Origin of the sequence: Pseudomonas sp. B23(2017) (assembly GCF_002113725.1) — a bacterium.
Lineage (GTDB): Bacteria > Pseudomonadota > Gammaproteobacteria > Pseudomonadales > Pseudomonadaceae > Aquipseudomonas > Aquipseudomonas putida_Z.
The window spans coordinates 388,057-414,910 of the sequence record NZ_NEJM01000004.1 but is presented as its reverse complement, the minus strand read 5'-3'; the positions used below and the strand labels follow the sequence as shown (position 1 = coordinate 414,910).

At 64.3% G+C, this 26,854-nt stretch carries 27 protein-coding genes; 8 read left to right on the top strand and 19 right to left on the bottom strand.

Annotated elements, in window-relative coordinates; genetic code table 11:
* Positions 1 to 105: 105 nt before the first annotated feature.
* From sstT to CAG46_RS09830, 5 genes are all read right to left on the bottom strand, one after another.
* On the bottom strand, positions 106 to 1,314 hold the full coding sequence (gene sstT, locus CAG46_RS09850; protein WP_075045610.1) for a serine/threonine transporter SstT: 1,209 nt from the start codon (positions 1,312 to 1,314) through the stop codon (positions 106 to 108).
* Between the two features lie 78 nt (positions 1,315 to 1,392).
* Positions 1,393 to 1,962 (bottom strand): GNAT family N-acetyltransferase, encoded by a 570-nt coding sequence (locus CAG46_RS09845; protein ID WP_085615120.1) that lies wholly within the window; start codon positions 1,960 to 1,962, stop codon positions 1,393 to 1,395.
* Between the two features lie 78 nt (positions 1,963 to 2,040).
* Positions 2,041 to 2,385, bottom strand: a complete 345-nt coding sequence (locus CAG46_RS09840; protein WP_013973174.1) for a carboxymuconolactone decarboxylase family protein — start codon at positions 2,383 to 2,385, stop codon at positions 2,041 to 2,043.
* Between the two features lie 119 nt (positions 2,386 to 2,504).
* Complete coding sequence (gene lpxO / locus CAG46_RS09835; protein WP_013973173.1) at positions 2,505 to 3,404, bottom strand: lipid A hydroxylase LpxO; 900 nt, start codon at positions 3,402 to 3,404, stop codon at positions 2,505 to 2,507.
* Positions 3,405 to 3,552: 148 nt separating this feature from the next.
* Positions 3,553 to 4,356: a hypothetical protein gene (locus CAG46_RS09830; RefSeq protein ID WP_085615122.1), complete on the bottom strand. Its 804-nt coding sequence runs from the start codon at positions 4,354 to 4,356 to the stop codon at positions 3,553 to 3,555.
* Between the two features lie 123 nt (positions 4,357 to 4,479).
* Between CAG46_RS09830 and thpR the strand changes: the two genes are divergently transcribed.
* Positions 4,480 to 5,025: an RNA 2',3'-cyclic phosphodiesterase gene (gene thpR / locus CAG46_RS09825; protein WP_085615124.1), complete on the top strand. Its 546-nt coding sequence runs from the start codon at positions 4,480 to 4,482 to the stop codon at positions 5,023 to 5,025.
* Position 5,026: 1 nt separating this feature from the next.
* Here the strand turns inward: thpR and CAG46_RS09820 are convergent, their stop codons facing one another.
* Positions 5,027 to 5,623, bottom strand: coding sequence for an NAD(P)H-dependent oxidoreductase (locus CAG46_RS09820; protein ID WP_085615126.1), 597 nt, complete (start codon positions 5,621 to 5,623; stop codon positions 5,027 to 5,029).
* A gap of 93 nt (positions 5,624 to 5,716) precedes the next feature.
* Between CAG46_RS09820 and CAG46_RS09815 the strand changes: the two genes are divergently transcribed.
* A complete protein-coding gene (locus tag CAG46_RS09815) occupies positions 5,717 to 6,313 on the top strand; it encodes a TetR/AcrR family transcriptional regulator (protein WP_054572091.1) in 597 nt (198 codons plus the stop codon).
* 132 nt (positions 6,314 to 6,445) lie between these two features.
* Here CAG46_RS09815 and CAG46_RS09810 read toward each other — a convergent pair whose 3' ends face one another.
* A complete protein-coding gene (locus CAG46_RS09810; RefSeq protein WP_054572090.1) occupies positions 6,446 to 7,351 on the bottom strand; it encodes an AraC family transcriptional regulator in 906 nt (301 codons plus the stop codon).
* A 180-nt stretch (positions 7,352 to 7,531) separates the two neighbouring features.
* Here CAG46_RS09810 and calA point away from each other — a divergent pair, with 180 nt between their 5' ends.
* On the top strand, positions 7,532 to 8,584 hold the full coding sequence (gene calA / locus CAG46_RS09805) for a vanillin reductase (RefSeq protein WP_085615128.1): 1,053 nt from the start codon (positions 7,532 to 7,534) through the stop codon (positions 8,582 to 8,584).
* Positions 8,585 to 8,762: 178 nt separating this feature from the next.
* On the opposite strand, the gene CAG46_RS09800 is transcribed toward calA, so the two are convergent.
* A complete protein-coding gene (locus tag CAG46_RS09800; protein ID WP_085615387.1) occupies positions 8,763 to 10,082 on the bottom strand; it encodes a hypothetical protein in 1,320 nt (439 codons plus the stop codon).
* A 204-nt stretch (positions 10,083 to 10,286) separates the two neighbouring features.
* On the opposite strand from CAG46_RS09800, the gene CAG46_RS09795 reads away from it, so the two are divergent.
* Complete coding sequence (locus CAG46_RS09795) at positions 10,287 to 11,486, top strand: sugar transporter (protein ID WP_085615130.1); 1,200 nt, start codon at positions 10,287 to 10,289, stop codon at positions 11,484 to 11,486.
* 172 nt (positions 11,487 to 11,658) lie between these two features.
* Here CAG46_RS09795 and CAG46_RS09790 read toward each other — a convergent pair whose 3' ends face one another.
* Genes CAG46_RS09790 through CAG46_RS09780 form a run of 3 tightly spaced genes read right to left on the bottom strand, consistent with a single transcriptional unit; the run spans position 11,659 to position 14,095 of the window.
* A complete protein-coding gene (locus CAG46_RS09790; protein WP_085615132.1) occupies positions 11,659 to 12,243 on the bottom strand; it encodes a LysE family translocator in 585 nt (194 codons plus the stop codon).
* A gap of 50 nt (positions 12,244 to 12,293) precedes the next feature.
* On the bottom strand, positions 12,294 to 13,124 hold the full coding sequence (locus CAG46_RS09785; RefSeq protein ID WP_085615134.1) for an AraC family transcriptional regulator: 831 nt from the start codon (positions 13,122 to 13,124) through the stop codon (positions 12,294 to 12,296).
* A gap of 47 nt (positions 13,125 to 13,171) precedes the next feature.
* Positions 13,172 to 14,095 (bottom strand): LysR family transcriptional regulator, encoded by a 924-nt coding sequence (locus tag CAG46_RS09780; protein ID WP_085615136.1) that lies wholly within the window; start codon positions 14,093 to 14,095, stop codon positions 13,172 to 13,174.
* 104 nt (positions 14,096 to 14,199) lie between these two features.
* Here CAG46_RS09780 and nfsB point away from each other — a divergent pair, with 104 nt between their 5' ends.
* The 3 genes from nfsB to CAG46_RS09765 all read left to right on the top strand — a co-directional run bounded on the left by nfsB (position 14,200) and on the right by CAG46_RS09765 (position 15,887).
* On the top strand, positions 14,200 to 14,853 hold the full coding sequence (gene nfsB / locus CAG46_RS09775; protein WP_085615138.1) for an oxygen-insensitive NAD(P)H nitroreductase: 654 nt from the start codon (positions 14,200 to 14,202) through the stop codon (positions 14,851 to 14,853).
* A 150-nt stretch (positions 14,854 to 15,003) separates the two neighbouring features.
* A complete protein-coding gene (locus CAG46_RS09770; protein WP_013973163.1) occupies positions 15,004 to 15,453 on the top strand; it encodes an antitoxin Xre/MbcA/ParS toxin-binding domain-containing protein in 450 nt (149 codons plus the stop codon).
* The gene (locus CAG46_RS09765) at positions 15,450 to 15,887 is read left to right on the top strand and encodes an RES family NAD+ phosphorylase (RefSeq protein WP_015270851.1); all 438 of its coding nucleotides are present in this window, start codon (positions 15,450 to 15,452) and stop codon (positions 15,885 to 15,887) included. Before CAG46_RS09770 ends, CAG46_RS09765 begins: the two co-directional genes overlap by 4 nt.
* 7 nt (positions 15,888 to 15,894) lie before the next feature.
* Here CAG46_RS09765 and CAG46_RS09760 read toward each other — a convergent pair whose 3' ends face one another.
* Complete coding sequence (locus CAG46_RS09760; RefSeq protein WP_085615140.1) at positions 15,895 to 17,049, bottom strand: cysteine desulfurase family protein; 1,155 nt, start codon at positions 17,047 to 17,049, stop codon at positions 15,895 to 15,897.
* Positions 17,050 to 17,244: 195 nt separating this feature from the next.
* Positions 17,245 to 18,171, bottom strand: a complete 927-nt coding sequence (locus CAG46_RS09755; RefSeq protein WP_013973160.1) for a LysR family transcriptional regulator — start codon at positions 18,169 to 18,171, stop codon at positions 17,245 to 17,247.
* A gap of 140 nt (positions 18,172 to 18,311) precedes the next feature.
* Here CAG46_RS09755 and CAG46_RS09750 point away from each other — a divergent pair, with 140 nt between their 5' ends.
* Positions 18,312 to 19,541, top strand: a complete 1,230-nt coding sequence (locus tag CAG46_RS09750; RefSeq protein WP_085615142.1) for an acyl-CoA dehydrogenase — start codon at positions 18,312 to 18,314, stop codon at positions 19,539 to 19,541.
* 133 nt (positions 19,542 to 19,674) lie between these two features.
* Here CAG46_RS09750 and CAG46_RS09745 read toward each other — a convergent pair whose 3' ends face one another.
* The 6 genes from CAG46_RS09745 to CAG46_RS09720 form a co-directional block, all read right to left on the bottom strand.
* The gene (locus CAG46_RS09745; protein ID WP_025339646.1) at positions 19,675 to 20,739 is read right to left on the bottom strand and encodes a TerC family protein; all 1,065 of its coding nucleotides are present in this window, start codon (positions 20,737 to 20,739) and stop codon (positions 19,675 to 19,677) included.
* Between the two features lie 300 nt (positions 20,740 to 21,039).
* Positions 21,040 to 22,347: a substrate-binding domain-containing protein gene (locus CAG46_RS09740; RefSeq protein WP_085615144.1), complete on the bottom strand. Its 1,308-nt coding sequence runs from the start codon at positions 22,345 to 22,347 to the stop codon at positions 21,040 to 21,042.
* A 239-nt stretch (positions 22,348 to 22,586) separates the two neighbouring features.
* On the bottom strand, positions 22,587 to 23,735 hold the full coding sequence (locus tag CAG46_RS09735; protein ID WP_085615146.1) for an ABC transporter ATP-binding protein: 1,149 nt from the start codon (positions 23,733 to 23,735) through the stop codon (positions 22,587 to 22,589).
* Between the two features lie 19 nt (positions 23,736 to 23,754).
* The gene (locus CAG46_RS09730; RefSeq protein ID WP_015270845.1) at positions 23,755 to 24,564 is read right to left on the bottom strand and encodes an ABC transporter permease; all 810 of its coding nucleotides are present in this window, start codon (positions 24,562 to 24,564) and stop codon (positions 23,755 to 23,757) included.
* A 6-nt stretch (positions 24,565 to 24,570) separates the two neighbouring features.
* Positions 24,571 to 25,488 carry an ABC transporter permease gene (locus tag CAG46_RS09725; RefSeq protein WP_015270844.1) on the bottom strand — a complete coding sequence of 306 codons (918 nt, stop codon included), beginning with the start codon at positions 25,486 to 25,488 and terminating at the stop codon, positions 24,571 to 24,573.
* Positions 25,485 to 26,510 (bottom strand): ABC transporter substrate-binding protein, encoded by a 1,026-nt coding sequence (locus CAG46_RS09720; RefSeq protein WP_025339643.1) that lies wholly within the window; start codon positions 26,508 to 26,510, stop codon positions 25,485 to 25,487. The genes CAG46_RS09725 and CAG46_RS09720 overlap by 4 nt, the downstream gene beginning before the upstream one ends.
* Between the last annotated feature and the right edge of the window lie 344 nt (positions 26,511 to 26,854).

Below are 26,854 nucleotides of genomic sequence, written 5' to 3'. Positions count from 1 at the left end.
GGCACCTGTGGGAGCGGGTTCACCCGCGAACACCGGCGCAGCCGGTGCCATGCACCGCGTCGTCTGATTCGCGGGTGAACCCGCTCCCACAGGGCCCCGGCAAATTCAGGCTTTACGCTCTTCAGCCTGGCACGCCGCCGCGGTAAACAGCACATCGGTCGAAGAATTCAGCGCCGTCTCGGCCGAATCCTGCAGCACGCCGATGATGAAGCCCACCGCCACCACCTGCATGGCAATTTCGCTAGGGATGCCAAACAGGCTGCACGCCAGCGGAATCAGCAGCAGCGAGCCACCGGCCACACCCGAGGCGCCGCAGGCACAGACCGCCGCCACCACGCTGAGCAGCACGGCGGTCGGCAGGTCCACCGGAATACCCAGGGTATGTACAGCCGCCAGGGTCAGCACGGTAATGGTGATGGCGGCACCGGCCATGTTGATGGTCGCACCCAGCGGGATCGATACCGAGTAGGTGTCTTCATGCAGGCCAAGGCGCTCCGACAGGGCCAGGTTGACCGGGATGTTGGCCGCCGAGCTGCGGGTGAAGAACGCGGTGATACCGCTTTCGCGCAGGCACAGCAGGGTCAGCGGGTAGGGGTTGCGGCGGATTTTCCAATACACGATCAGCGGGTTCATCACCAGCGCCACGAACAGCATGCAGCCGATCAGCACCGCCAGCAGGTGCAGGTAGCCGAGCAGGGCGTTCAGGCCCGATTGGGCCAGGGTGGCGCTGACCAGGCCGAAGATGCCCAGCGGGGCGAAGCGGATGACCACGCGCACGATCAGGGTCACGCCATTGGACAAGTCCTCGACCACGGTGCGGGTGGTTTCGCCGGCATGGCGCAGGGCCACGCCCAGGCCGATGGCCCAGGTCAGCACACCGATGAAGTTGGCGTTGAGCAGGGCGTTGATCGGGTTGTCCACCGCGCTCAGCAGCAGGTTCTGCAGCACCTCGGTGATGCCGCCCGGCGCGCTCAGCGTAGCGTCGCCGGTGCTCAGCACCAGGTTCGACGGGAACAGCATGCTGGCGACCACCGCGACTACCGCGGCGCCGAAGGTACCCAGCAGGTACAGCCAGAGGATCGGGCGGATGTGGGTTTCCTGGCCGTGGCGGTGGTTGGCGATCGAGGCCATGACCAGGATGAACACCAGCACGGGTGCTACCGCCTTGAGGGCGCTGACGAACACCTTCCCGAGGAAGGCCATGTCGCGGGCGATGGCGGGCGCGAGCAGGGCCAGGGCGATGCCGGCGATCAGGCCGATGACGATCTGCGTCACCAGGCTGGTGCGGTTGAGGAAGCGGAGGACGGGGGTCATGTGCAGCGATATCCCAGCATGTTCAAAAAGGGCGCGACTTTACCATAGACCTTCGTCGAGCAGGGCGGCCTGAAGAAGTCAGCGCCCGCGCCGCCGCGACACCCGCGCCTCGATGTTCTTGCGCCCGATCAGCAGCGGCGGCTTCTCCACTACCGGCTCGTCCGCCAGCCACTTGTACATCACCAGGCAGTCCACCAGCCCCAGGCGGGCATGGCGGTAGGCCTTGGGCAGGCGGCCAACGGTTTCGAAGCCCAGCTTGTGCCACAGCGCCACTGCCACCTCATTGGTGGCCACCACCGAGTTGAACTGCAGGGCCAGAAAGCCCTCCTGGCGCGCCTGTTTCTGTGAGTGCTCGCACATCAAGCGCGCGACGCCGCGGCCGCGTGCCGCTTCACAGACCATGTAGCCGCAATTGCCCACGTGCCCACCAGGCCCGGCGGCATTGGCCTTGAGGTAATACGAACCCAGCATCGCGCCGTCTTCCTCGGCCACGAATGTGCGCATGGGCAGTTCCAGCCACAGCTGGCGGGCCTGATCGAAGCTGAGGGCCGGGTCGAATGCGTAGGTTTCACGGGCCTGTACGACGGCCTGGAAGGTGGGCCAGAAGTGTTCGAAGTCTTCCGGTGTCATGGGGCGGATGTGGATCATGCGGGTTCCTGCAAGGGCTGGGCCGCCAAGTCTGGGTGGCGCGGCGCCGTCGCGCAAGGGCGGCGACGCCAATTGCGCTCAGCCGTTGGCCTTGCCCACCGCATCCATGGCACGTGCCGAGTAGACCAGCGCGGCACCGGCGTTCATCGCCACGGCCACGCCAAGGGCCTCGGCGATTTCCTCGCGGCTGGCGCCGTGCTTGACGGCCTGCTGCGAATGCACCGCGATGCAGCCATCGCAGCGTGTGGTCACGGCCACGGCGAGGGAGATCAGCTCGCGGGTCTTGGCGTCCAGGTGGTTGGTCTTGGCCCCTGCGCCGCTGGCGGTCATGTAGCCGGCCACGGTGTCAGGGGAAAGCTGCTTGAGATCGCCGATGCCGGCCATCAACTGCTTACGGTAGGCGTCCCAGTCCATCATGCTCATCGTCTTCACCTTGGGGAGGTTGCGAGTGGAGCTTTCAGGCTAGTCGAAGAGTGGAAATTGTGAGGCTTGTACTTTGGTTGGTTGCGCGCAGGCCTTTTTGCTGCGCGCAACCACACCGATCAGATGTAGATGAACACCAGCACCAACGCCGCGACGAATGCCCACTTCTCCAGGTAGTAGCGCGTGCGGTTGCGCTTCTTCATTGCCTTGCCACGTTCGCGGATCTTGTAGATGCGGGTGAACAGCCGGTTGATGCCACCGGTCTTGTCGCCGGCATCATTGGGTGCGGCGGCCGCGGCCATGACGTTGCGGCTGAACCAGCGGTTGAACGCGGTCGCCCAGCGGTACTTGAGCGGGCGTTCAACGTCGCAGAACAGGATGATGCGGTTGTGCTCGGTGGTATTGGCCGCGTAGTGGATGTAGGTCTCGTCGAAGACCACGCCCTCGCCATCGCGCCAGGAATACTTCTCACCGTCCACGTCGATGTAGCAACCGTCGTCGTTCGGCGTGTCCAGGCCCAGGTGGTAGCGGTACGAACCGGCATACGGGTCACGGTGGCGCACCAGCTTGGCGCCCGGCGGCAGGGTGGCGAACATGGCGGCCTTGACCGTGCCGATACCTTTAAGCAACTCGGTGGTGCGTGGGCACAGGGTCATCGCCGACGGGTGGCTTTCGCCGTACCACTTCAGGTAGAAGCGCTTCCAGCCGGTCTTGAAGAATGAGTTGAAACCGACATCATCGTAATTGTCGGACTTCTTGATTTCGCCCACATGCAGCAGCTGTTGGGCTTCCTCGCGGATCTCCTGCCAGTGGTCCTGCAGCGTCTGCAGTTCAGGAAAGGCCTCTACAGGCAGGTAAGGCTTGGCCGGGTGCCTGGAAAACAGGTACAGGAAGCTGTTGACCGGGGCCAGGAAACTGGAGTGGTCGCCCAGCTGACGGGTCAGCTTGTGGCGAACGCGACCGCGCAGGTGAACATAGGCGATCGAGAGGACGAAGATGAGGACTAAGGCGATTTTCATGGGCGGATACGTCAAGTAATGGCCATGCGTGATGGCTAAGCCCGCCAGCATAAACAATCGAGCCGATGCTTTGTAGGAGAATGTTACGCAGCGATGGCAGACCTTGGTACAAGCGTCACCGCTGTACCAAGGTCTGCATGGCGATGCATCAGGCCAGAGTGACCTCGATGCGGCCATCGGTGATGCGATGGTCCCTGCCTTGGTAGCTGACTACATAGTCAGTAAAGTCGGCGGTCAGGGTCTTTTTATCCATGTCCCACTCATGCTGCAGGCGGCCCCCGGTCAGGGGATAGTACAAACCGCCAATCAAGAAGAGCAGGCGTGCATGTTGCTGATTGAACAGCATCATGATGCCTTGGGTCGCGTTGTCCATTTGCTGTTTTGCGGTGAGTCGGATGCGCCCGTCCTCCAACTCCTTGGATTTGATGGTTTGAGCGTCAAGGTTGCCTAGCAAGGGGAATATAGCGGGGTCGAGGTTGGCCTTGACCCAACCGGTGCCGGAGATGTATTGCGTCGCATGGTCGGCCAGCGACAAGGACAGCGAGCCATCCACGATATCGACCTGGCCCATGGTGTCTACGATGGTGAAGTGGAACGTTGCCACTAGCGCCTTGGTAGTCTGATCCATCTGGACAATTCGGATTTCCCCTTCGGTCGCCCAGCCTGAGCGGCCAATCGAACTCGAGCCGAAATAGGCGTTGATCTCGGCTTTCTCGCCTGGACCGATCTTGTGGGATTCGCCTGTTACCAGGCGGCTTTCCGGGATATTCATGATTATGAAGCTATGAACGTTCTCTGAATTATCCTTGTAATGAGGGGCAAAGAACGAGCAGTTGCCAGAACTGATATTCGTATCTACTTCATTAGCCTTGAACGCGTATTCACGCTGGCCCCACTTCAGTTGCGCTTGCATGGCAGGCTGGGTATTCCGTGTTTGCTGGTGCTGTTTCATGACCGTATCTATGTGATTGAATTGAGGCCTCAGCGTATGGTTTGGGTCTCTGCCCGCGAAACTGACAGACCTGCGGGTTTCCCAACGCATCAGTACGTGCTTTGCATCTCGAGGAACGGCACGATGACACCGGTCAGCGGACGAATCGAAAAACCATTCAAGCGCCTGTTCTTCGCCTTGCCGGTGAGCGATGCCCAGCGCCGCGCCCTGGCCCAGTGGCGACGTGGCCTGAGCCTGCGCAGCGGCAAGCCAGTGCCGGCCGCCAACTTCCATGTGACACTGCTGTTTCTCGGCGATGTGGATACCGCCCATGTGCCTGCGATTTGCGCGGCGGTCGACCAGCTGGCACTACCGGCCACGGCACCACGACTGATACTGGACCGCTTGCAGGTGTGGCAGCGGGCCAGCGCCCTGGTGCTGGAGGCGCAACAGACCCCACCGGCCCTGTTGCAACTGGTGTACAGCTTGCAGCAGGCGCTGCTGCCGTTGGGGGTGGAAGCGGCCGACCGCGAGTATCGCCCGCACCTGACGCTGGCCAGGGATTACCGCGGCCAGCCGCCAGAAGCCAGCAGCGCGCCGGATTTCTACCTCGCCGCCCGCCATTTCACACTGTACGAGTCGCGCAAGGGCGCTTACTGGCCATTGGCGCAATGGCCGCTTTCAAGCTGATTCAGGCCATGGCCTCGCAGCCTGCGAACATCTGCTCGCCCAGCGTGCGTGCAGTGTGCAGATGCGCTGCCGGGGCTGCGCCCTCGCTGTCGTCCAGCAGGGTGGAGCTGAGTACTTCGGCGCCGCAGTAGTCGAAAATGCCGTGCTCGATCTGCACATGCATCGCCTTGCCATAGCCGTGACGCTCGAAAGTGCCGCTGTCGGCACCGGCGACGCCGACCAGGTGCACCTTCATGCCGCGCAGCTTCTTGACGGTGATGCCCCCTTCATAATCGAAGGCCCAGCCATTGCTGAACACCCGCTCGACCCAGCCTTTGAGCAAGGCCGGCAGCGACCACCAATAGATGGGGTAGACCAGCACCAGCGCATCGGCGCGTTCGATACGCGCCTGCTCCCTGAGTACATCCGCCGGCGGGGCTGCCAGCCTGCGGTGCACCGCATGGTCGGCCAGGCCGAAACGCGGGTCGAAACCTTCACTGGCCAGGTCGGCGATTTCGCTGCCGTGGCCGGCGTTGGCCAGGCCGGCGGCGATCTGTCGGGCCAGGGCATGGGTGAGGGATTGCGGGTCGTGATGACCGACGACGATCAGGGCATGCATGGTGGGCTCTCCAAGATGGGGATGCAGGGTTACCCGGAGCGCTATATACTCAAGGTAAGTTACGTTTAGTAAGTTACTTTTGGTAGGTAAACGATGTCAAGCGATGATCAAGGCCGCTCGCGCAAGCGCCTGAGCCGCGAAGAGCGCCGTCGACAGTTGCTCGATGTGGCCTGGCAGCTGGTACGGGAGGAGGGCACCGATGCCTTGAGCCTGGGGCGTTTGGCCGAGCAGGCGGGGGTGACCAAGCCGGTGGTCTATGACCATTTCGAGACCCGCACCGGGCTGTTGGTGGCGCTGTACCAGCAATACGATGCACGGCAGTCGCGGATGCTGGAGCAGGCGCTGGCGTGTTGTGACGCTAGCCTGGCCAGCCGCGCCGGGGTGATTGCCGAGGCGTATGTGGACTGTGTGATGAGCCAGGGGCTGGAGATACCCGGAGTGTCGGCGGCATTGGCCGGCTCGCCGGAAATGGAAGCGCTGAAGCGGGCCTATGAACAGCCGTTTCTGGACAAATGCCGTGAGGCGCTGGCCGGGTTTTCGCCCAGTGGCAACATTGGGGTGGCGGGCATGCGCCTGCTGGTGGGGGCGGCGGATGCCTTGTCGCAGGCGGCTGCCGCGGGGGAGCTGGAGGTGGGGCAGGCCAAGGCCGAATTGCGGGCAGCAATAGTGGCGATGGTCGAGCGGCAATGAAGCCTTGAGAGTGCCGGGGCTGCTCTGCAGCCCATCGCCGGCAAGCCGGCTCCCACATCAACCGCATCGGTTTCAAGCCATGTGCAGTCCCTGTGGGAGCCGGCTTGCCGGCGATGGGGCCAGGGCAGGCGATTACACTGGCAGGCTCTGGTACGGCAATTCATCCCCCGGGCTGCGGTCGAACTGGCGCTTGTACTCGCGGCTGAACTGCGAGGTGCTCTGGTACCCCACCCGGTGCGCGGTCTGCGCCACCCCCAGGCCTTCGCCGATCAGCATCTGCTGCGCCTTTAGTAGCCGCAGGCGCTTGAGGTACTGCATTGGTGCCATGTCGGTGCAGCGCTTGAAGTGCTCGTGGAAGGTCGAAACGCTCATGTTGGCGCGCGCGGCCAGCGCTTCCACGCTCAGCGGCTCGGTATAGTGTTCGCGCAGGTGGGCAAGGGCGGCGCCGATGCGGGCGAAGTGCCCTTGTTGCTCCACCAGCGCCCGCAACACGCCTGCCTGTGGGCCGCGCAAGGCGGTGTACAGCACCTCGCGTACCCGCGCCGGGCCCAGCACCTTGGCGTCCACTGGGTCCTGCAGGCAGCGCAGCAGCCGTTCCACGCATTCGCGCATCGGCGCATCGAGTGCCGCCGAGGTCATCGACTGCGGGGTTTGCGCCTGCACAGCGGCATCCGGCGCCAGGGCCATGCTTTGCACCAGTTCACCCAGCACGCCGCGGTCGATGTCCACCGCCACGCCCAGCAACGGTGCTTCGGGGGTGGCGAAGGTTTCGCACATGAACGGCACCGACAATGCCTGCACCAGGTAATGCCCGGCGCCGTACTCCAGGGTACGCGGCCCGAGGCGCGCCAGTTTGCTGCCCTGGGCCAGGATCATCAGGCTGGGTTCGTAGATCTGCGGGCTGCTGGCCACATAGTGGTCCCAGCTCAGCACCTGCACCTGGGGCAGGTGCGTGGGCACGAAGCCCGGGCGCGTGGCGAGGCTGCGGATCAGTGTGCAAAGCGGCGCATTGGCGTCGACGTGACGGGTCAGTTGCATGATGGACCTGGGCAGAGGATCAGACAGTCTGATCATCGCAGAATGAACGCTCGGCGCCAGGTGCTGCATGGCATCTTCGGAGAATCAGGCATCGATGCCGGAGAATCAGCCGTGGGCGAGGCGGCGCATGGCGCGCAGAATGCGCCTCCTGAATCGTTTCACTTCATAGCGAGGCCCTGCATGTACACCGCCATCGGTTACGCCGCCCAGACCCCCACCAGCCCTCTGGCTCCCATGACCTTCGAGCGTCGCAGCCCGCGCCCTGACGACGTCGCCATCGATATCCTGTACTGCGGCGTGTGCCACTCAGACATTCACCAGGCGCGCAACGAATGGGGCATTGCCGTGTACCCGCTGATGCCGGGCCACGAGATCATCGGCCGCGTCACCGCGGTGGGCGACAAAGTGACCGCGCACAAGGTCGGTGACCTGGTCGGCGTTGGCTGCATGGTCGACTCGTGCCGCCACTGCGAAGCCTGTGCCAAGGACCTGGAGCAATATTGCCTGGAAGGCCCGACCATGACCTACGCCACCCCGGACCGGGTCGACGGTAGCAACACCATGGGCGGTTACTCCAGCAGCATCGTGGTCAGCGAGCACTTCGTGGTGCGCATCCCGGCCGGCATGGACCTGCCCAGTGCCGCGCCAATCCTCTGCGCTGGCATCACCACCTATTCGCCGCTCAAGCACCACGGTGTCGGCCCTGGTCACAAGATCGGCATCCTCGGCATGGGCGGCCTGGGCCACATGGCTATCAAGCTGGCCAAGGCGCTGGGCGCCGAAGTGACCCTGTTCACCCGTTCCCAGGCCAAGGCCGAGGAAGCCCGTCGCCAGGGTGCCGACCATGTGATCGTGTCCACCGATGCCGAGCAGATGCACGCCGCGGCGGGCCGTTTCGACTTCCTGCTCGACACCATCCCGGTGCAGCACGACCTCAACCCGTACCTGGAAACCCTGAAATTCGATGGCGTGCACATCCTGGTCGGCCTGATCGAGCCGATCGACCCGGCGGTGCATGCGGCCAATCTGGTGATGAAGCGCCGGGTGCTGGCGGGGTCGTTGATCGGTGGTATTGCTGAGACCCAGGAAGTGCTGGATTTCTGTGCCGAGCACGCGATTCGTTGTGATATCGAGTTGCTGGATATCCGCAACATCAACCAGGCGTATGAGCGGATGATTGCCGGGGACGTGAAGTACCGGTTCGTGATCGATATGGCTACTTTGCAGGGCTGATGGTTGCCTGCCCCGGCCTATTCGCGGGTGAACCCGCTCCCACAGGTATCGTGCAGGTTTCAGGTTCTGTATTGAACCTTCCCACAGAGACTGCACAGACCTTGGCGCCTGTGATGTCCCTGTGGGAGCGGGTTCACCCGCGAAGAGGCCGGTACAGGCAATGAAAATGCTGGATCTGTTACCAGGCCAATGCCCTGTCCCAGCCTTTCCAGAACAACCACCGCCGTACCTCGCCATGCGCCCCGGTACCGATCTGCCAGGCCGGCCGCCCGTTGTCCAGGGCAATCACCGAAACGAACCCGGCATGGCTCGCCGCTACCAGCGTACGCCCGTCCGCACTGATATCCAGCGCACTGATGGTCGACCCCAGGTAATGCTGCCAATGCTCCATGCCATCTTCGCCAAATGCCCGCAGATAACCATAGGCATCCCCCACGATGTACTCGCCGTCGCGCGCCACGCCGGCATACACCCGTGCACCATCCTGTACCAGCGGGGTACGCGGGTCCTGGCTGTAGTAGTCGGTATCCAGCCCCGGCAAGTCGGCCACCCTGACAGCCAGCGTGGCACCGCTGTAGAAATGGCAGGCATTGACTATCAACTGGTCACCCGCGCGATTGAACAGCGCAAAGTGCGGATACTCGCTGGCCGGGCCGATTGCCGCCACGGGCCTGAGCTGGTCGTCCAGCACCAGGTGACGGCTGCCTTGCTCGCCGACCACGATCAACCGGCCATCCGCCGACACCGCACCGTGCTCCATGCTCAGCCCGAGGCTGATGTCGTCGGGGTCGGTGCCTTCGTCCAGCTCGTCGAGCACCCGCGCCTGGTGCGGCAGCAGGCGGGTCGCGCCGTGGCGCGTCAGCAGGAAGATACCCTCGGCACTCACCAGCAGCACCCGCTGGCCATCCGGGAAGGGGATCAGCGCGGTCGGCGTGGGCGGCAGGTCGAATGGCTCAAACGGGTAACCCGGCGGCAACCCCTCCAACCCCGTGGGCCAGGCCAGGCGCAGCACCTGCGGGCCGCCCCAGCCATCGGTCACGCGTATGCCCTCGGCATTGGCCAGGGCGAAATAGCGGCGGGCCGGGCAGCGGCCGAAGTGATCGACGCCGATCACCGGGGTCACCCCGACAGCGTCGATGCGCACTACCTGGCCTTTGTCATGCGGCATGCCGATGCGTGCCAGCAGGCTGCCATCCTCCAGCAGCAGGACGTTGCCGATGCCTTGCCCGTGCTCCTTGATCAGCGGCAGCAATGGGTGATGGGCGGGCGGCCAGGCTTCGCGGAAGGCTTGCTGTTCGAAGGCTTCGACGCCAGGCCGGTTGGCGGCTTGCAGGGCTTGCAGCCAGGCATCGAGCAAATGATCGGTGGCTTGCGGCAGGGGCTCTTCGAGGTCATCCCAGCCTTGCGCGCAGCTCTGCGCGACATAGTCGTTGACGGCCTGGGCATAGGCAGTGACCGCCTGCTGCCACTGTTGCTGCTGGGAGTGCTGCTGGTCCATGAGCGGATCGGGCTCCTTGTTGCATACGCGTTCGCACAAAGCGCGCATGTTACTCCTTCTGCCCGCCTCGCGGTTGTGAGCCCCCGGCTTGACGCGTACCATGCCGGGCATTCCTTCCAATAACAAAGCGTGCGTCCACACCCCGGCAAGCGGGTGGCTGGCGTGCGTCCTGTTGCCTTGCCTGCGGAGAAGCGGTTTGCACCCATGAACGGACCCACACCCACCAACATGCCACCCACGGCGGGTAGCGGCAGCTGGCTGAGCGTCATTGCCCTGGCCCTGGCGGCCTTCATCTTCAACACCACCGAGTTCGTCCCGGTGGCGCTGCTCAGCGACATTGGCCGCAGCTTCGACATGAGCACCGCGCAGGTCGGCCTGATGCTGACCATCTACGCCTGGGTGGTGGCGCTGGCCTCGCTGCCGATGATGCTGCTGACCCGCAACATCGAGCGGCGGCGCCTGTTGCTGTTCGTGTTCCTGGTGTTCATCGTCAGCCACTTGCTGTCGTGGTTGTCGCAGAGCTTTGCCATGTTGCTGGTCAGCCGCATCGGTATTGCCCTGGCGCATGCGGTGTTCTGGGCCATCACGGCGTCCCTGGCGGTGCGCGTGGCGCCGCCCGGGCAGCAGGCCAAGGCGCTGGGACTTTTGGCCACTGGCACCACCCTGGCCATGGTCCTGGGCATTCCGCTGGGCCGCGTGGTGGGTGAGGCGCTGGGCTGGCGCATCACCTTCCTGAGCATTGCCGGGGTGGCGCTGGCGACCATGCTGTGCCTGATGAAGTCGCTGCCGCTGCTGCCCAGCCAGAACTCGGGCTCGCTGCGCAGCCTGCCGATCCTGTTCAAGCGCCCGGCGCTGGTGATCACCTATGTGCTGGTGACGCTGGTGATTACCGCGCAGTTCACTGCCTACAGCTACATCGAGCCGTTCGCCCTGCACGTGGCGCAGATAGGCGGTGAGCGCACCACGTTGTTGCTGCTGCTGTTCGGCGGTGCCGGGGTGTTCGGCTCATTGCTGTTCAGCCGTTACAGCGACCGCTTCCCGCATGGCTTCCTGGTAGGGTCGATCGGCCTGCTGGCGGCGTGCCTTTTGCTGCTGTTGCCGCTGTCGGGCAACTTCTACATGTTTGCCGTGTTGAGCATGTTCTGGGGTGTGGCGATCCTCAGTTTCAGCCTGTCGCTGCAGTCCAAGACCCTGAAGCTGGCGTCCGATGCCACCGATGTGGCCATGGCGCTGTTCTCGGGTATCTACAACATCGGTATTGGCGGTGGTGCGTTGCTGGGCAGTATCGTCAGCAGCCAGCTGGACGTGGCGGATATCGGCCTGGTGGGCGGTAGCGTGGCGGTGGCCGGGTTGCTGCTGGCTGTGGCCAGCACCCGGCGGTTCCGCGAGGCGCTGACGCACTGATCTGGGGCTGGCGCGTTCTTTGTAGGAGCGGCCTTGTGTCGCGATGGGGCGCGCAGCGGCCCCGGATTTCAGCGTTACCGCGGATATCGCCGGGGGCCGCTGCGCGCCCCATCGCGACACAAGGCCGCTCCTACAGGTCCTCTGCAGGTCTGTGGGAACACCTGTTGCAGGCTCAAGCCAGTACGGCAGCCCACGCAGAAATCAACAACACCCCCGCCAACACCTGGTTGAACACCCGCAACCGCCGCGGTGCCTGAAACCATCGCGCGCTGCCCACCCCCAGCAGCGCCCACGCCGCCATGCAGGGCAGGGCAATCAGCAAGAACACCAGCGCCAGTTGCCATACCGGCAACGACGGCGCGGCAAACACTCCGACCACCGCCACGGCCATCAACCACACCTTGGGGTTCACCACCTGCAACGAGGCTGCACTGAGTGCACTGAAGCCTTGCGCCGTGGCCGCCTGCAGCGGGGCGGCAGCACTGCGCAGCATCTTCCACGCCAGCCAGCTCAACCACAAAACCCCGGCCCAGCTCATCAACTGCTGGGCCAGCGGGTGGCGCAGCAGTAGTTCACCCAGCCCCAGGCCCACCATCAGCACGATCGCTGCTGCTGCACCGCAGGCCGCCACGATCGGCGCCAGGCTCGCGCGCAGGCCAACGCGGGCGCCGTGGGCGAGTATCAACAAGTTGGTCGGCCCCGGGCTGATGCTGGACACCAGGGCAAACAGGATGAAGGGCAACAACGACTGCGACATGATCAAGGGCTCCGGATAAACGAAGCACCATGCTCGCTGCCTGCCGCCTTTCAGTCTGGAAGGTTTGAGCAGCGCCTGCGGTAGTCGGCCGGGGTCAGCTGGTAGGCACGGCGGAACCAGCGCCCCAGGTGGCTCTGGTCGGCAAAGCCCAGGGCCATGGCCACTTCGGTGGGTGTCTGGCCCCGGGCGAGCAGGCGCCGCGCCCGGGCCAGGCGCAGCTGGATCAGATAGGCATGTGGCGCCAGGCCGAATGCGGCCTTGAACGCGCGGGTCAGGCGGAAGCGGTCGATGCCACAGGCCTGGGCCAGGTCTTCCAGGCCGATGTCGCGCTCCAGGTTGGCGTGCAGGTAATCCCGCGCGCGCTGCGCGGTCAGCGGCAGGCGCGGGTCCGGGTTCAGGCGCCGGCGCCAGTGCAGGTGGCGGGTCAGGCAGGCCAGCAGGTCGTCCATGGCCGTCTGCCGGACAATGCGCAAGTCCTGGGTATGCACGGCCTGGAAGGCGAGGGCAGTGGCACGCGCCAGGCGCTCATCGTGGCACAAGGTATCGGCGAAGCTGGGCAGGCTGTCGCTTGGCGCGTGTTCGAACAGTGCCCGCAGTTGGCTGTCCACCCAGGTGGGTTCCAGGTACAGGGTCGAATAGGTGAAGCCGTCCTCGGTGGGCGCATGGCCGTCATGGATTTCACCGGGCTCCAGCAGGAACACGTGCCCCGGCGTGCTGCGATGGCGTACTCGTCGGCAATCGAATTGCTGCACGCCCTGCTCGGTAACGCCAACCAGGAAGCTGTCGTGCCAGTGCGGGTCGTAGGCATGCCCGATGAAATGCGCGCGGACCGACTCGATGCCGGTGTCGGCGTCTTGCTTGAGGTCGATCCAGTTGCTCATGGGGGCGTGCCGTGGCAGAAATCGCTACCTTAGCGCAACGGCCAGGCTCAGTCTGGAACGATTGTGCAGCCGTTGGTCAGCGCCCGGTTACGCAAGGCCTCGAAGCGTTCGCGCAGCCACAGGTGCAGTTGCGCCACCGCGGGCGTGAGCTGCTTGCGGTGCGGGCACACCAGGGTGACCGGGGCGGGCTCACCGAGGTGCTCGGGGAGGATGATTTCCAGCTCGCCGGCCGCGATGTTGGCGCTTACGTCCAGCCACGACTTGTAGACGATGCCTTCGCCCTGCAAGGCCAGGCGGCGGATCACGTCGGCATCGTCGCTGACCAGTGGCCCGCGCACCTGCACGGTGCGGTTGCCCACTCGCCACTTGTCGTAGACCCGGTTGTGCTGCATGTACAGCAGGCAGGCATGCTGCTGCAGGGCGTCGGGGGTGAGCGGGCGGCCGTGACGAGCCAGGTAGTCGGGCGCGGCCACCAGCACCCGACGGTTCCAGTCGGCCAGCGGCAGGGCAATGTAATTGGCGTCCTGGTTGAGGCCATAACGGATCGCCACATCTACCGGGTCGCGGTTGAGGTCGGCGATCTGGTCGGACAGCAGGAAGCGCAGGTGCAGGGCCGGGTGCTCGCGGCGGAAGGCGCTCAGCCACGGCAGCAGCATGTTGCGGCCCAGGTCGGACGGTGCCGACACCTGCAGGGTACCGCGCAGGGTGTTGGCGTTGCCATGCAGGTCTTCACGCCCCTGGCGCAGGCTCTCCAGCACATTCAGGGCCGTCGGCAGGTACAACTCGCCTTCGGCGGTCAGGCGCAGGCTGCGGGTGGTGCGTGCGAACAGGCGCACGTCCAGGTCGCGCTCCAGGCGCTTGATCGCGGCGGCCACCTGGCCCGGCAGCAGTTCGGCCTCGTGAGCGGCGGCGGTGAAGCTGCCCAGCACGCTGCTGCGGACGAACAGTTCGAGGTCGGCGATGCGCAGCATTTTCACTCCAGGGATGAAAGTGTTGCTGCATTGTGCCGGTTTTTCTTTTCTGCAGGAAAGATAAGATGCCCGGCAAATCCCCTGTTCATTCCCGGAGTTGTTGCATGGATACCGTCTCGCTGGCCAAACGCCGCTACACCACCAAAGCCTACGACGCCTCGCGCCGTATTCCCCAGGCCACTGTCGATGCCTTGCTCGAACAACTGCGTCACAGCCCGTCTTCGGTCAACTCGCAGCCGTGGCATTTCATCGTTGCCGACAGCGCCGAAGGCAAGGCCCGCCTGGCCAAGAGCACCACAGAGCGCTATGCCTACAATTCGCCGAAGATCCTCGATGCCTCGCATGTGATCGTGTTCTGCACCCGCACCGAAATGACCGAAGCGCACCTGAATGCCGTGCTCGACCAGGAAGCTGCCGATGGCCGCTTCCGCGATGATCAGGCGCGTGCCGGGCAGAACCAGAGCCGCCGGCATTACGTCGACCTGCACCGCTTTGACCAGAAGGACGTGCAGCACTGGATGGAAAAGCAGACCTACCTGGCGCTGGGTACTGCCTTGCTGGGGGCTGCGGCACATGGGCTGGATGCCACGCCGATCGAGGGCTTCGACAGCAATATTCTCGATGCCGAGCTGGGCTTGCGCGAGCGTGGGTTCACCAGTGTGGTCATTCTCAGCCTGGGCTATCGCAGCGAGGCGGACTTCAACGCTGGCTTGAACAAGTCGCGGTTGCCGGCTTCGCAGGTGTTCACCTTCCTGTGAGATTGCCAGGGGCCGCCCTGCGGCCCTTTCGCGACGCAAGGCCGCTCCCACAGGATGGCATCGCCTTCAAGGCATTCACAGGCCTCATGAACTGGCATATGTCCGGCATATGCCGCATACTTGTCGGCAAACGCCGGAAAGGAGAGCGCCATGCTTGCCGAAGTGCTTCGCGACAACGGTTACCACGAGTACCGGGCGCGCCTGCATGCACTGCTGGAAATCCCCGAACTCGCCAGTGACTTCGAAATTCACACCCGCATCACCCATGGCTTCGCTGCCACCTGGCTGGTGAAACTGACCGAACTCGGCGTGTTCACCCCTGTGGAGCGTGACCAGATCATTCCCCTGCGCACGCTGAAAACCCGCATCGAACGTGACCAGCCACTGACCGTGGAAGAAAGCGACCGGCTGTTCCGCTCGGCCCATATCACCGCCATGGCCGAAGCCGTGTTCGGTGAGGCGGGCAAGGCCAAGCGCTGGCTGTCCAAGCCCAAGGAGCGCTTCTCGGGGCTGACGCCGATGCAGATGCTCACCACCCAGCAGGGCACCACCCAGGTCGAAGAGATGTTGCTGCAGATCGCCGAGGGCTTCGGCCTGTGATTCTGTGGCGTATCAGCGCCTATGCAGACTTGAGCGGAACGGGCGGCTTGCGTGTCAGCGGCCGCTGGCACCAGGCGGGCCGGCCAGTGGTGTATGCCGCCACCAGCCCGGCTGGGGCAATGCTGGAGGTGCTGGTGCACCTGGAGATCGACCCTGAGGATTTCCCCACCACCATGCGGCTGCTGCGTATCGAGTTGCCCGACACCGTTTCGCAAGCGCAGTTGCCCGCCTTGCAGCCTGGCTGGTCGAGCCAGACCGAACTGACCCGGGGCCTGGGCAACCGCTTTCTGGATGAGTGCTCGGCATTGCTGCTGCCGGTGCCGAGCGCGATCATGCCCAGCACTACCAATTACCTGTTCAACCCGCGCCATCCGCAGGCAAACAGTGCCAGGCTCGAGGTCGAGGACTTCACCCCGGACAGCCGGCTGTTCTAGGGCCGGTTCACCAAAGTGCCGCTGATGCCGCTGTCAGCACCCGGCCAAACACTTCGAGCGCCTTGTCCACTTCAGCGTCGTTGCTGAAACGCCCGATGCTCAGCCGCACGCTGTTGCGTGCCTGGCGTTCATCCAGCCCCAGCGCGAGCAGCACATGCGAGGCCGCATTGCTCGCCGAGTTGCATGCCGAGGTGGTCGACAACGCCAGCTCACTGGCCAGCGCCGCGCTGTTGAAACCCTTGCTGTCGATACACAGGTTCAGCGTATGGGGAATGCGCTGGTTGGCGCAGCCGTTGAGGGTGACGCCGGGCAGGGCCAGCAGGCCTTCGCGCAGGCGCCTGGCCAGTTGCTCGAGGCGCTGGTGTTCGCTGTCGCCGGGCTGGCCGGCCAGGGCAAAGGCGCTGCCCATGCCGGCAATCTGGTGGGTCGCCAGGGTGCCGGAGCGCAGGCCTTGCTCATGGCCGCCACCGTGCATCTGCGCACGCATCAGCGTGCGGGCGCGTGGCCCGACGTAGAGCGCACCGATGCCCTTGGGCCCATACACCTTGTGCGCCGAGAACGACATCAGGTCCACGGCCATGGCGCTCAGGTCGATGGCCAGTTTGCCCACCGCCTGCGCCGCATCCACGTGCAGCAGGGCACCGTGGGCACGTACCTGTTCGCCAATCGCGGCAAAGTCGGTGATCGTGCCCAGTTCATTGTTCACCGCCATCAGCGATACCAGGCGAGTGTCGGCGCGCAACGCTGCCTGCACCGCCGCAGGCTGAATCAGGCCGACGGCATCCGGTGCCAGGCGGGTAACGGCCCAGCCCTGGCGCTCCAGTTCGGCCACCGTGTCGAGCACGGCCTTGTGTTCCAGTTGGCTGGTGATCAGGTGCCCGGGTTTGCCGAGGCCCTGGGCAATGCCCTTGAGCGCCAGGTTGTTGGACTCGGTCGCACCTGAGGTCCAGACCAGTGCATCGGCTTGTGCGCCGACGCGTTCGGCCACTTGCTGGCGGGCCTGCTCCACGGCGTGGCGGGCGGCCTGGCCGAAGGCATGGCCACTGGACGCCGGGTTGCCGAAGTTGGCCTGGCTGCCAAGGCAGGCGAGCATGGTTTCGATGACCCGGTCGTCGACCGGAGTGGTGGCGGCGTAATCGAAGTAGAGCGGGGCGCTGGGCATTGGGGCGGGTCCGTTTCTGTCGCCGTGAAATCGGCGATCGTTGGGGCAAGCGTACCCGCTGTTCGAGAGAAATTTTTTCCCTTCCAACGGCTCTATTCTCAGGATGCGCAATAAAAATTTCTCATTATTGAGCTTTTCCTGGAAAATTTTTCTCCGCATCGCGAGGGGCTCAGCAAAGGCCCCTCGTGAGCCTCTTCAGGCTGGTTCCAAGGCCCTCTCTTCCTCGGCCACCACACGTTCGCACAACTCGGTGATCTGCTCGCGCATCCAGCGGTTGGCCGGGTCCTGATCGGTGCTTTCATGCCAGTACAGGTGCGTTTCCAGCGCAGGCACCTCCACCGGCAGTGGCTGGTAACGCAACTGATGGCGGCGGGCGAAGCGCTCGGGGACGGTCATCGCCATGTCGGTCTGCTGCAACACCTGCGAGGCCATCAGGTAGTGCTGCGAGCGCAAGGCAACCTTGCGCTGCACGCCCATCTTGCCCAGGGCCAGGTCGACATAGCCCAGGCCGTTGCGGCGGCTGGAGATATGGATGTGGGTCATGCCCAGGTAGTTGTCGAGGGTCAGCTTGCTGTCGGCCAGCGGGTGGCCCTGGCGCAGGGCGCAGACATAGCGGTCTTGCATCAGTTTGACGTGGCGTACCTGCGGGTCGGTGTTCAACGGTGCGTCGATGGCGAAGTCCAGGCGGCCGGCGGCGAGTTCCTTGGTGGTCTCGCGGCGCTTGCACAAAAAGCTTTCGATCAGCACCGCCGGCGCCAGGCGGCGCAAGCGCTGGAACAGCGGCGGCAGGATCACCGCTTCGGTCAGGTCGGTCATGCTGATGCGGAAGGTCTTGTTGGCCTGTTGCGGGTTGAAGATGCGGCTTTCCTGCACCGAGGTGCGCAGCAGTGCCAGGGCGTTGCGCACCGGGCCGATGATGTTCTGCGCCATGGGCGTGGGCACCATGCCTTGCGCGGTACGCACGAACAGCGGGTCGTTGAAGGTTTCGCGCAGCCGCGAAAGGGCGTTGGACACTGCCGGCTGGGTGATGCCGACGATCTGCCCGGCGCGGGTCAGGTTGGCTTCGGTGTAGATCGCATCGAACACGATGAACAGGTTGAGGTCGACCTTGCTGAGGTTCATGGGCGCCGCTCTTTGTTGGAATTATGGGTCGATCATATATCGGTTATGAATGTTTATACACGCGGAAAATAGACTAGGTGGATGGGGCCATGCTGCTCTAGGCTCTGGCCCATGTACTCCGAACCGTGAAGGTAGCCCCGATGGATTTCGCCTATTCGCCCAAGGTCCAGGCACTGCGTGAGCGCGTCAGCGCGTTCATGGACGCCTATGTCTACCCCGCCGAGGCGGTGTTCGAGCGCCAGGTCGCCGAGGGCGACCGCTGGCAGCCCACCGCGATCATGGAAGAACTCAAGGCCAAGGCCCGCGCCGAAGGGCTGTGGAACCTGTTTCTGCCCGAATCGGAATACGGTGCCGGCCTGAGCAACCTGGAATACGCCCCGCTGGCAGAAATCATGGGCCGTTCGTTGCTCGGTCCGGAGCCGTTCAACTGTTCGGCGCCAGACACCGGCAACATGGAAGTGCTGGTGCGCTATGGCAGCGAAGCGCAGAAGCGCCGGTGGCTGGAGCCGCTGCTGCGTGGCGAGATCCGATCGGCGTTCGCCATGACCGAACCGGACGTGGCCTCCTCGGATGCCACCAACATGGCCGCCACCGCCGTGCGTGACGGTGACCAATGGGTAATCAACGGCCGCAAGTGGTGGACCTCCGGCGCTTGCGACCCGCGCTGCAAGGTGATGATCTTCATGGGCCTGTCCGACCCTGAAGGGCCACGCCACCAGCAGCACTCGATGGTACTGGTGCCCACCGATACGCCTGGGGTGAAGATCGTCCGCCCGCTGCCGGTGTTCGGCTATGACGATGCTCCCCATGGCCACGCCGAGGTGCTCTTCGAGAACGTGCGGGTGCCGTATGAGAACGTGATCCTGGGTGAGGGCCGTGGCTTCGAGATTGCCCAGGGGCGCCTTGGCCCCGGCCGTATCCACCACTGCATGCGCTCGATCGGCATGGCCGAGCGCGCGCTGGAACTGATGTGCAAGCGCTCGGTGGAGCGTACCGCCTTCGGCCGGCCACTGGCGCGTCTGGGCGGCAACGTCGACAAGATCGCCGACTCGCGCATGGAGATCGACATGGCCCGGCTGCTGACGTTGAAAGCGGCGTACATGATGGACACGGTCGGCAACAAGGTCGCCCGCAGCGAGATTGCGCAGATCAAGGTAGTGGCGCCGAACGTGGCACTGAAGGTGATCGACCGGGCGATCCAGATTCATGGCGGGGCAGGGGTAAGTGGCGATTTCCCGCTGGCTTACATGTACGCCATGCAGCGCACCTTGCGCCTGGCCGATGGACCGGATGAAGTGCACCGGGCGGCGATTGGCAAGTATGAGATTGGCAAGTACGTGCCGGCGGAGATGATGCGTAGCGGGCGATGATTTTGCCCGCCTGTTCCGGCCTCTTCGCGGGCTTGCCCGCTCCCACAGGAACTGTGCCGCCTTCAAGCTGTGCGCAATACCTGTGGGAGCGGGCAAGCCCGCGAAGAGGCCCTTGAAGGCTCACTCTGGATGGTCAGACCCGCATCTGCGGGTCTTCCTCCTTCTCGCTGACTGTGCGATCGGCATTTGAAGGCTGTCTGGATTGAGCACCCTTGATTTCCGGCTTCTCCCCCCGCGTCTTGACCAGCGAAACCACCACCCCACCCAGCAACAACCCGAACGTCACCCCCAGCGAAAGCAACGCTGGCACCTTGCCCACCATGCCGTGGTAGAAGATCTTGCAGCCAATGAAGATCAGCACCAGCGCGAGCGCGTACTTGAGGTAAACGAACCGGTGCATCAGCGCCGCCAGCGCAAAATACAGCGAGCGCAAGCCGAGGATGGCGAAGATGTTCGAGGTATAGACGATGAATGGGTCCTGGGTGATGGCGAAGATTGCCGGGACGCTGTCGACGGCGAATACCAGGTCGGCCAGTTCGATCAGCACCAGCGCCATGAACAGCGGGGTGGCATGGCGTAGCGCCTTGTGCTGCCCGGGCGGGGTCTGCTGCACGAAGAAGTGCGAGCCGTGGATCTGCTCGGTGACCCGCATGTGCCGGCGCACGAACTTTAGGATCGGGTTGTTGGCCAGGTCGGGGCGGCTGTCCTCCTTCGACAGCGCCATCTTCACCCCGGTAAACAGCAGGAAGGCACCGAAGATATACAGTACCCAGGCGAAGTTCTGCACCAGCGCCGCGCCCACGCCGATCATGATCGCCCGCAGGAACACCACCCCGAGGATGCCCCAGAACAGCACGCGGTGCTGGTAGCGGCGGGGGATGGCGAAATAGCTGAAGATCATCGCCATGACGAACACGTTGTCCATCGACAGCGACTGCTCGACCAGGAACCCGGTGTAGAACTCCAGCGCCGACTGCGCGCCCAATTGGTACCAGACCCCGGCGCCGAACAGCACGCCGACGCTGAAATAGCCCGAATACAGCAGCAGGCTCTCGCGCATTTCGATTTCCCGGTCGTGGCGGTGCAGCACGCCCAGGTCGAGTACCAGCAAACCTATGACGATGGCCATGAACACCAGCCACAACCAGGTGCTGGTACCGAGGAACGGGGTGGTGAGGAATGTCTGTAGAGCTGTCATGAGCCCCTCCTTCAATGTCGACGTTGCATGGCAACAGTGATCCGACATGGCGGCCTGGCAGCCGTCAGAGGGGCCCGGTATCACATGGGCTTGAGCCTAGACCCGTTTGCCGGTGATGCCGAATGGGGAGCTGTTACATTTCTTTGCCAGGGCGCCGTGTAGGAGCGGCCTTGTGTCGCGAAAGGGGTGCGTAGCGCCCCCACAGGGTTGGCATCGCCACAGAATTGCCGGGGCCGCTTTGCGGCCCTTTCGCGACACAAGGCCGCTCCTACACCGGTCAGGCCAGAGCAGGCCTACCGTTCAATAAACCCACACTTCCACCCGGCGATTACGCAGTCGCCCTTGCTCCAGTTCGTTCCCTGCCACTGGCAGTTCATCCCCCATCCCCGTAACCTCCAGCACCTCCACGCCATCGCGCGCCAGCTCGCGGCGCACCGCCTGAGCCCGCAGGCGGGAGAGCAGGGCGGCGCGGCCGGGTGTCTCCTTGGGGTCGCCAAAGCCCACCAGCACCGCCTTGCGCCGCAACTTGCCCGCTTGGCGCAGGTAGTCGGCCACCCGCTGCACATCGCGCAGGGCCTTGTTGTCGAGGCTGGCGCTGCCTTCCTGGAAGCGGAAGTTAACGCTCAATCGCTGCGCCTGCTGGGCAAGGGTGCGATAGCGCGGCGGCATGTCGGCCTGGGGGGCTACAGGTTGGGCCTCGATCTGCTGCGCAACGAAACCCTGCTGGGCGACGATCGCCTGGCCTGCCGGGCTCTGAGCGAAATCGGCCAGGGCCTTGGCCTGGGGCTTGGGGTTGGCCGGCAGGTAGAAGTACAGGCGCCGCGATAGCGGGTAATCCTCGCTGGCCACCAGTGCACGCTCCGGCAGCATGGCCGGCGCGTCACCTTCGGCCACCGCCAGCACCTTGGCCCCATGCACGGCCGCCAGGCTGCTGAAACCGATGGCCTGGCGGTCGGTGCTCACTCGCGCGGCCAACTCGTCGCTGGACTCGAAGCGTTGGGCCTTGGGCGAAAGCTCGCCGTGCTGAGGTTCCAGCACCAGTGCCTTGAAGGTCTCAAAGGTACCGGAGCGATCGTCACGGGCGTACAGGTGGATGGCCCCACCGGCAACACCCAATTGCTCCCAGCGCTGGATCTGCCCTGCAAAAATCTGTGCCAGTTGCCCCGTGGTGAGTTGTGGCAGCGTGTTATCGGGGTGAACGATGACGGCAACGCCATCCAGGCCGATGACTTGTTCGGCGGAAGCTGCGCGCAGGTCGCCCAAAGCCTGCAGTTGGCTTGCTTCGTTGTCGTTGATCGGCCGCGACGCGGCGGCCAGGTCGGCCTCGCCATGGCCCAGGGCGACGAAGCCGGTGCTGGAACCGTGTGCGGCGATGTCGATGCGCAAAGGCTGGCCACGCGTATCGCGAGCGGTGATGACAGTCTCGTTGGCCAGCGTGCCCGGGTATTGTTCGATGGCGGTAGCTTGCTGCGCGCGCAATTGCCCTTGCACCAGCGCTGGCAGCAAGGCCGCGCCGATGGTGTTGGAGCCTTGCACGCGCAGGTGAGCGGGCTCGGCCAGGGTCGCCAGCGGCAGCAGGGTGAGCAGCAAGACAAGCAGGCGGGGCATGCCGGAAGGCCTATGGCATAGAGATGGCCGGCAGATTACGACAGTGGCGTGATGATAATGTGACAGTCCATAGGGCAGTTGGCTTTGCCTGATGCTTGTAAGTTCGCGTCAATGGGGCTGCTGTGCAGCCCATCGCCGGCAAGCCAGCTCCCACAGGGGCCTTGCCAACCCTGAAACCTGCGCTGTAACTGTGGGAGCTGGCTTGCCGGCGAAAGGGCCGCAAAGCGGCTCCAGCGGTATCAATGCGCCCCGGCAGACTTGCTCAGGTCACTTTCTGCCCACTCGGTATAGATGCACGCATCCGCCACCGCCCAGCGCACCTTCACGGTATCCCCCGGCTGCATCGGCATGCCCGCCGCCGACAAAGCCTTGACCGTCAGCTCGGTACCGCCCGCAGTTACCACATGGCAGGTCTGGCTCTCGCCCAGGAACAGCACTTCGCCAACCTTGGCGCTGACCTCGTTCCACCCCGCCGGCAGCGGCTCGCGCGCGGCCTGTTCGGCGGTCAGGGCCAGGGCCTTTTCCGGGCGCACCATGATCAGTGCATCCTGCGAGGCGGCCAGGCCCGGGGTCAGGCGGATGGCTACCGGCTGGCCCTCGAAGCTGCCCGCGCCATTGCTGCTGGCCTTGATCCGCAGGAAGTTGGAGTTGCCCAGGAACGAGGCGACGAAGGCATTCGGCGGGTTCTGGTACAGGTCGTAACCGGTGCCCAGGCCGACGATCTTGCCATGGCTGAAGATGGCGATGCGCTGGGACAGGCGCATGGCTTCTTCCTGGTCGTGGGTGACGTAGACGATGGTGATGCCAAGGCGCCGGTGCAACTGGCGCAGTTCATCCTGCAGGTCTTCGCGCAGCTTCTTGTCCAGCGCGCCGAGCGGTTCGTCCATCAGCAGGATGCGCGGTTCGTACACCAGCGCCCGGGCGATCGCCACGCGCTGCTGCTGGCCACCGGACATCTGCGACGGCTTGCGGTGGGCGAACTTCTCCAGCTGCACCAGCTTGAGCATGGCATCGACGCGCTTGCTGGTTTCGCTGGCGCCGAGCTTGCGAATGGCCAGCGGAAAGCCGATGTTGTCGCGCACGTTCAGGTGCGGGAACAGCGAATAGCGCTGGAACACCATGCCAATGTCACGCTTGTGTGGCGGCACGTTGACCAGTGACTGGCCCTCGACCAGGATCTCGCCGCTGCTCGGTGTTTCGAAGCCGGCCAGCATCGACAGGGTGGTGGACTTGCCCGAGCCGCTGGAGCCGAGGAAGGTCAGGAACTCGCCGTCCTGGATTTCCAGGTCGAGGTTGTCCACGGCGGTGAAGTCGCCGTAGTGCTTGTTCAGGCCGCGCAGGCTGACCAGGGTCTTGCCGTGCGCGTTGTCTTTGATCAGTGCACTCATTGTTGTTTTCTCCGCGCGCTCAGGCGTTGGCTTCGGTGCGCCGGCGCAAGGCGGCGGCAATGAACATGACAAGCAGCGACAGGCCGATCAGCAGGGTCGAGGCCACGGCGATGACCGGGCTGAGGTCCTGGCGCAGGGTGGTCCACATTTTCACCGGCAGGGTCTGCAGGTCGGGGCTGGCCATCATCACGCTCAGCACCACTTCATCCCACGACACCAGGAAGGCGAACAGGCCGCCGGCGATCATCCCTGGGCGAATGGCCGGGAAGGTCACCTTGAAGATCGCCTGCAGGCGCGAGGCGCCGCAGATCACTGCGGCATCCTCGATCGACTGGTCGAACAGCTTCAGCGAGTTGATGATCGAGATGATGGTGAAGGGCAGGGCGACGATCACGTGGCTGACCACGAAGGCGAACAGCGTGCCGGTGTAGCCGAGCTTGAGGAACAGCGCGTACACCGCCACGGCAATGATCACCAACGGCACGATCATCGGCATGGTGAACAGCCCGTACAGCAGCTCGCGGCCGGGGAAGCGGCCACGCACCAGGGCAAACGCGGTGGGCAGGCCGAGCAGCACGGCGGCGATGGTGGTCAGCACGGCCACCTTCAGGCTGGCCAGCGCGGCGTCCATCCACTCCGGGTTGGAGAAGAACTGGCCGTACCACTTGAAGGTCCAGCCCGGTGGCGGGAACACCAGCCACTGTGACGAGCCGAACGACAGCAACACGATGAACACCACCGGCAGCAGCAGGAAGGCCGCGATGACCCCGGTGGTCAGGTACAGGCCCGTACGCAGCGGGCGGCCCATGGCATTGGGAGACAGGAGCATGGCGGTTTACCTCGCGTTGCCGACCGGGGATTCCGGCTGCAGCTTCAGGTACAGGTAGAAGAGCACCAGGGTGATCACCACCAGCAGTGCGGCGGCGGCGCTGGCCAGGCCCCAGTTGAGGAACGACTGCACCTGCTGGATGATGAATTCGGGCAGCATCATGTTTTGCGCACCACCCAGCAGGGCCGGGGTGACGTAGTAACCGAGCGACATCACGAACACCATCAGTGCCCCGGAGAACAGCCCCGAGCGGCACAGCGGCAGGAACACCTTCCAGAAATTGGTCCACGGGCTGGCGCCGCAGATCGAGCCGGCCTGCAGCACCATCGGGTCGATGGCGTGCATGGTTGCCTGCAGCGGCAGCACGATGAACGGGATCATGATGTAGCTCATGCCGATCACCACGCCGGTCAGGTTGTGCACCATTTCCAGCGGGGCATCGATGATACCCATGGCCATCAACGCCTTGTTGATCACCCCCGAGCTCTGCAGCAGCACCAGCCACGAGTAGGTGCGCGCCAGCAGGCTGGTCCACATCGACAGCAGCACGATGTTCAGCAACCAGCGGCCCCAGCCCTTGGGCACCAGGGTAATTGCCCAGGCCAGCGGGAAGCCCAGCAGCACGCTGATCAGGGTGACCACGCCGGCCACCGAGAAGGTGTTGAACAGTACCCGCGCATAAGCCGAGTTGGCGAACAGCTGCTCGTAGTTGCCCAGGCCCGGCGTTGGCTCCAGCACCCCGCGCAGCAACAGGCCGGCCAGCGGGGCAAAGAAGAACAGGCCAAGGAACAGCAGCGCCGGGAGCAAATTGCGGCTGCCTTTCCAGCGCTGGCTCAGGCTGACGCGGCGGGGGGCCGTTCCCGGGGCGCCGGTGCCCGTGGGGGCACCTTGCGCGTTATGCAGGGCGTTGATGGCGACTTTCATTTGACCAACCACTCATTCCAGCGGGCTGCGATGGCCTGGCCGTTCTTGGCCCAGTAGGCGAAGTCGAGGGTGACCTGATCCTGGGCGTAGGCGGTCGGCAGGTTCTGCGCGAGGTCTTTGTCCAGCTTGGCCACGCTGTCGACGTTCACCGGCGCGTAGGCGGTCTTGTTGGCGAACTCGGCCTGGCCTTCGGCGCTGCTGGCGTTGGCCAGGAACTTCATGGCCGCGTCCTTGTTCTTGGCCCCTTTGGGGATGACCAGGAAGTCGGCCATGACCAGGTTCTGCTTCCAGCTCACGCCCACCGGTGCACCGTCTTGCTGCAGGGCATAGACGCGGCCGTTCCAGAACTGGCCGAGCGAGGCTTCACCCGAGGCCAGCAGTTGCTGCGACTGGGCGCCACCGCCCCACCAGACGATGTCTTTCTTGATGGTGTCGAGCTTCTTGAAGGCGCGGTCCAGGTCCAGCGGGTACAGCTTGTCGGGGGCTACGCCGTCGGCCAGCAGGGCCAGTTCCAGTACGCCTGGGCTGGGCCATTTGTACAGGGCGCGCTTGCCAGGGTAGGTCTTGGTGTCGAACAGTGCGGTCCAGTCCACCGGTTTGTTGGCACCGAGCTTGCCTTCGTTGTAGCCGAGCACGAAGGAGAAGAAGAACGAGCCGACGCCATGGTCGGAGACGAAGCGCGGGTCGATCTTGTCGCGCTTGATCTGGGTGAAATCGAGGGGTTCGAGCAGGCCTTCGCTGGCGGCACGCAGGGCGAAGTCGGCTTCGACGTCGACCACGTCCCACTGCACGTTGCCGCTCTCGACCATGGCCTTGAGCTTGCCGTAGTCGGTAGGGCCGTCCTGGACGACCTTGATATCGGTGGCTTTGGTGAAGGGTGCGGCCCACGCTTCTTTCTGGGCGTCCTGGGTGGTACCGCCCCAGCTGACGAAGTTCAGGCTGTCGGCGGCCTGGGCGGCCTGACATGCCAGGGTCAGCAGGCTGGCGGACAGCACTGCGGTTACACGTTTGCTCAACAGCATGGTTACGCCCTCGTTGCTTTTGTTATTCGAGGCGGGGCTTGTGGTGCGCCCGCCAACAGTGTTCGGGGAGCAGCTAAAACAAAGTGTTTTTGGCCGTTTTTGATTGTAGGTGCCGGCCTGCAGATTCAAGGTCTACGGGATATCATATTATGGTATTCCAAGCTTTTGGCAAGAGGCATGAGGCTACCGGCCATCACTCCATCCTCTGCAATTTGCCGCGAACCTTTGTAGGAGCGGCCTTGTGTCGCGAAAGGGCCGCAAAGCGGCCCCCGGATTTCAGCGTCGACACATGAATTGTCGGGGCCGCTTCGCGGCCCTTTCGCGACACAAGGCCGCTCCTACAG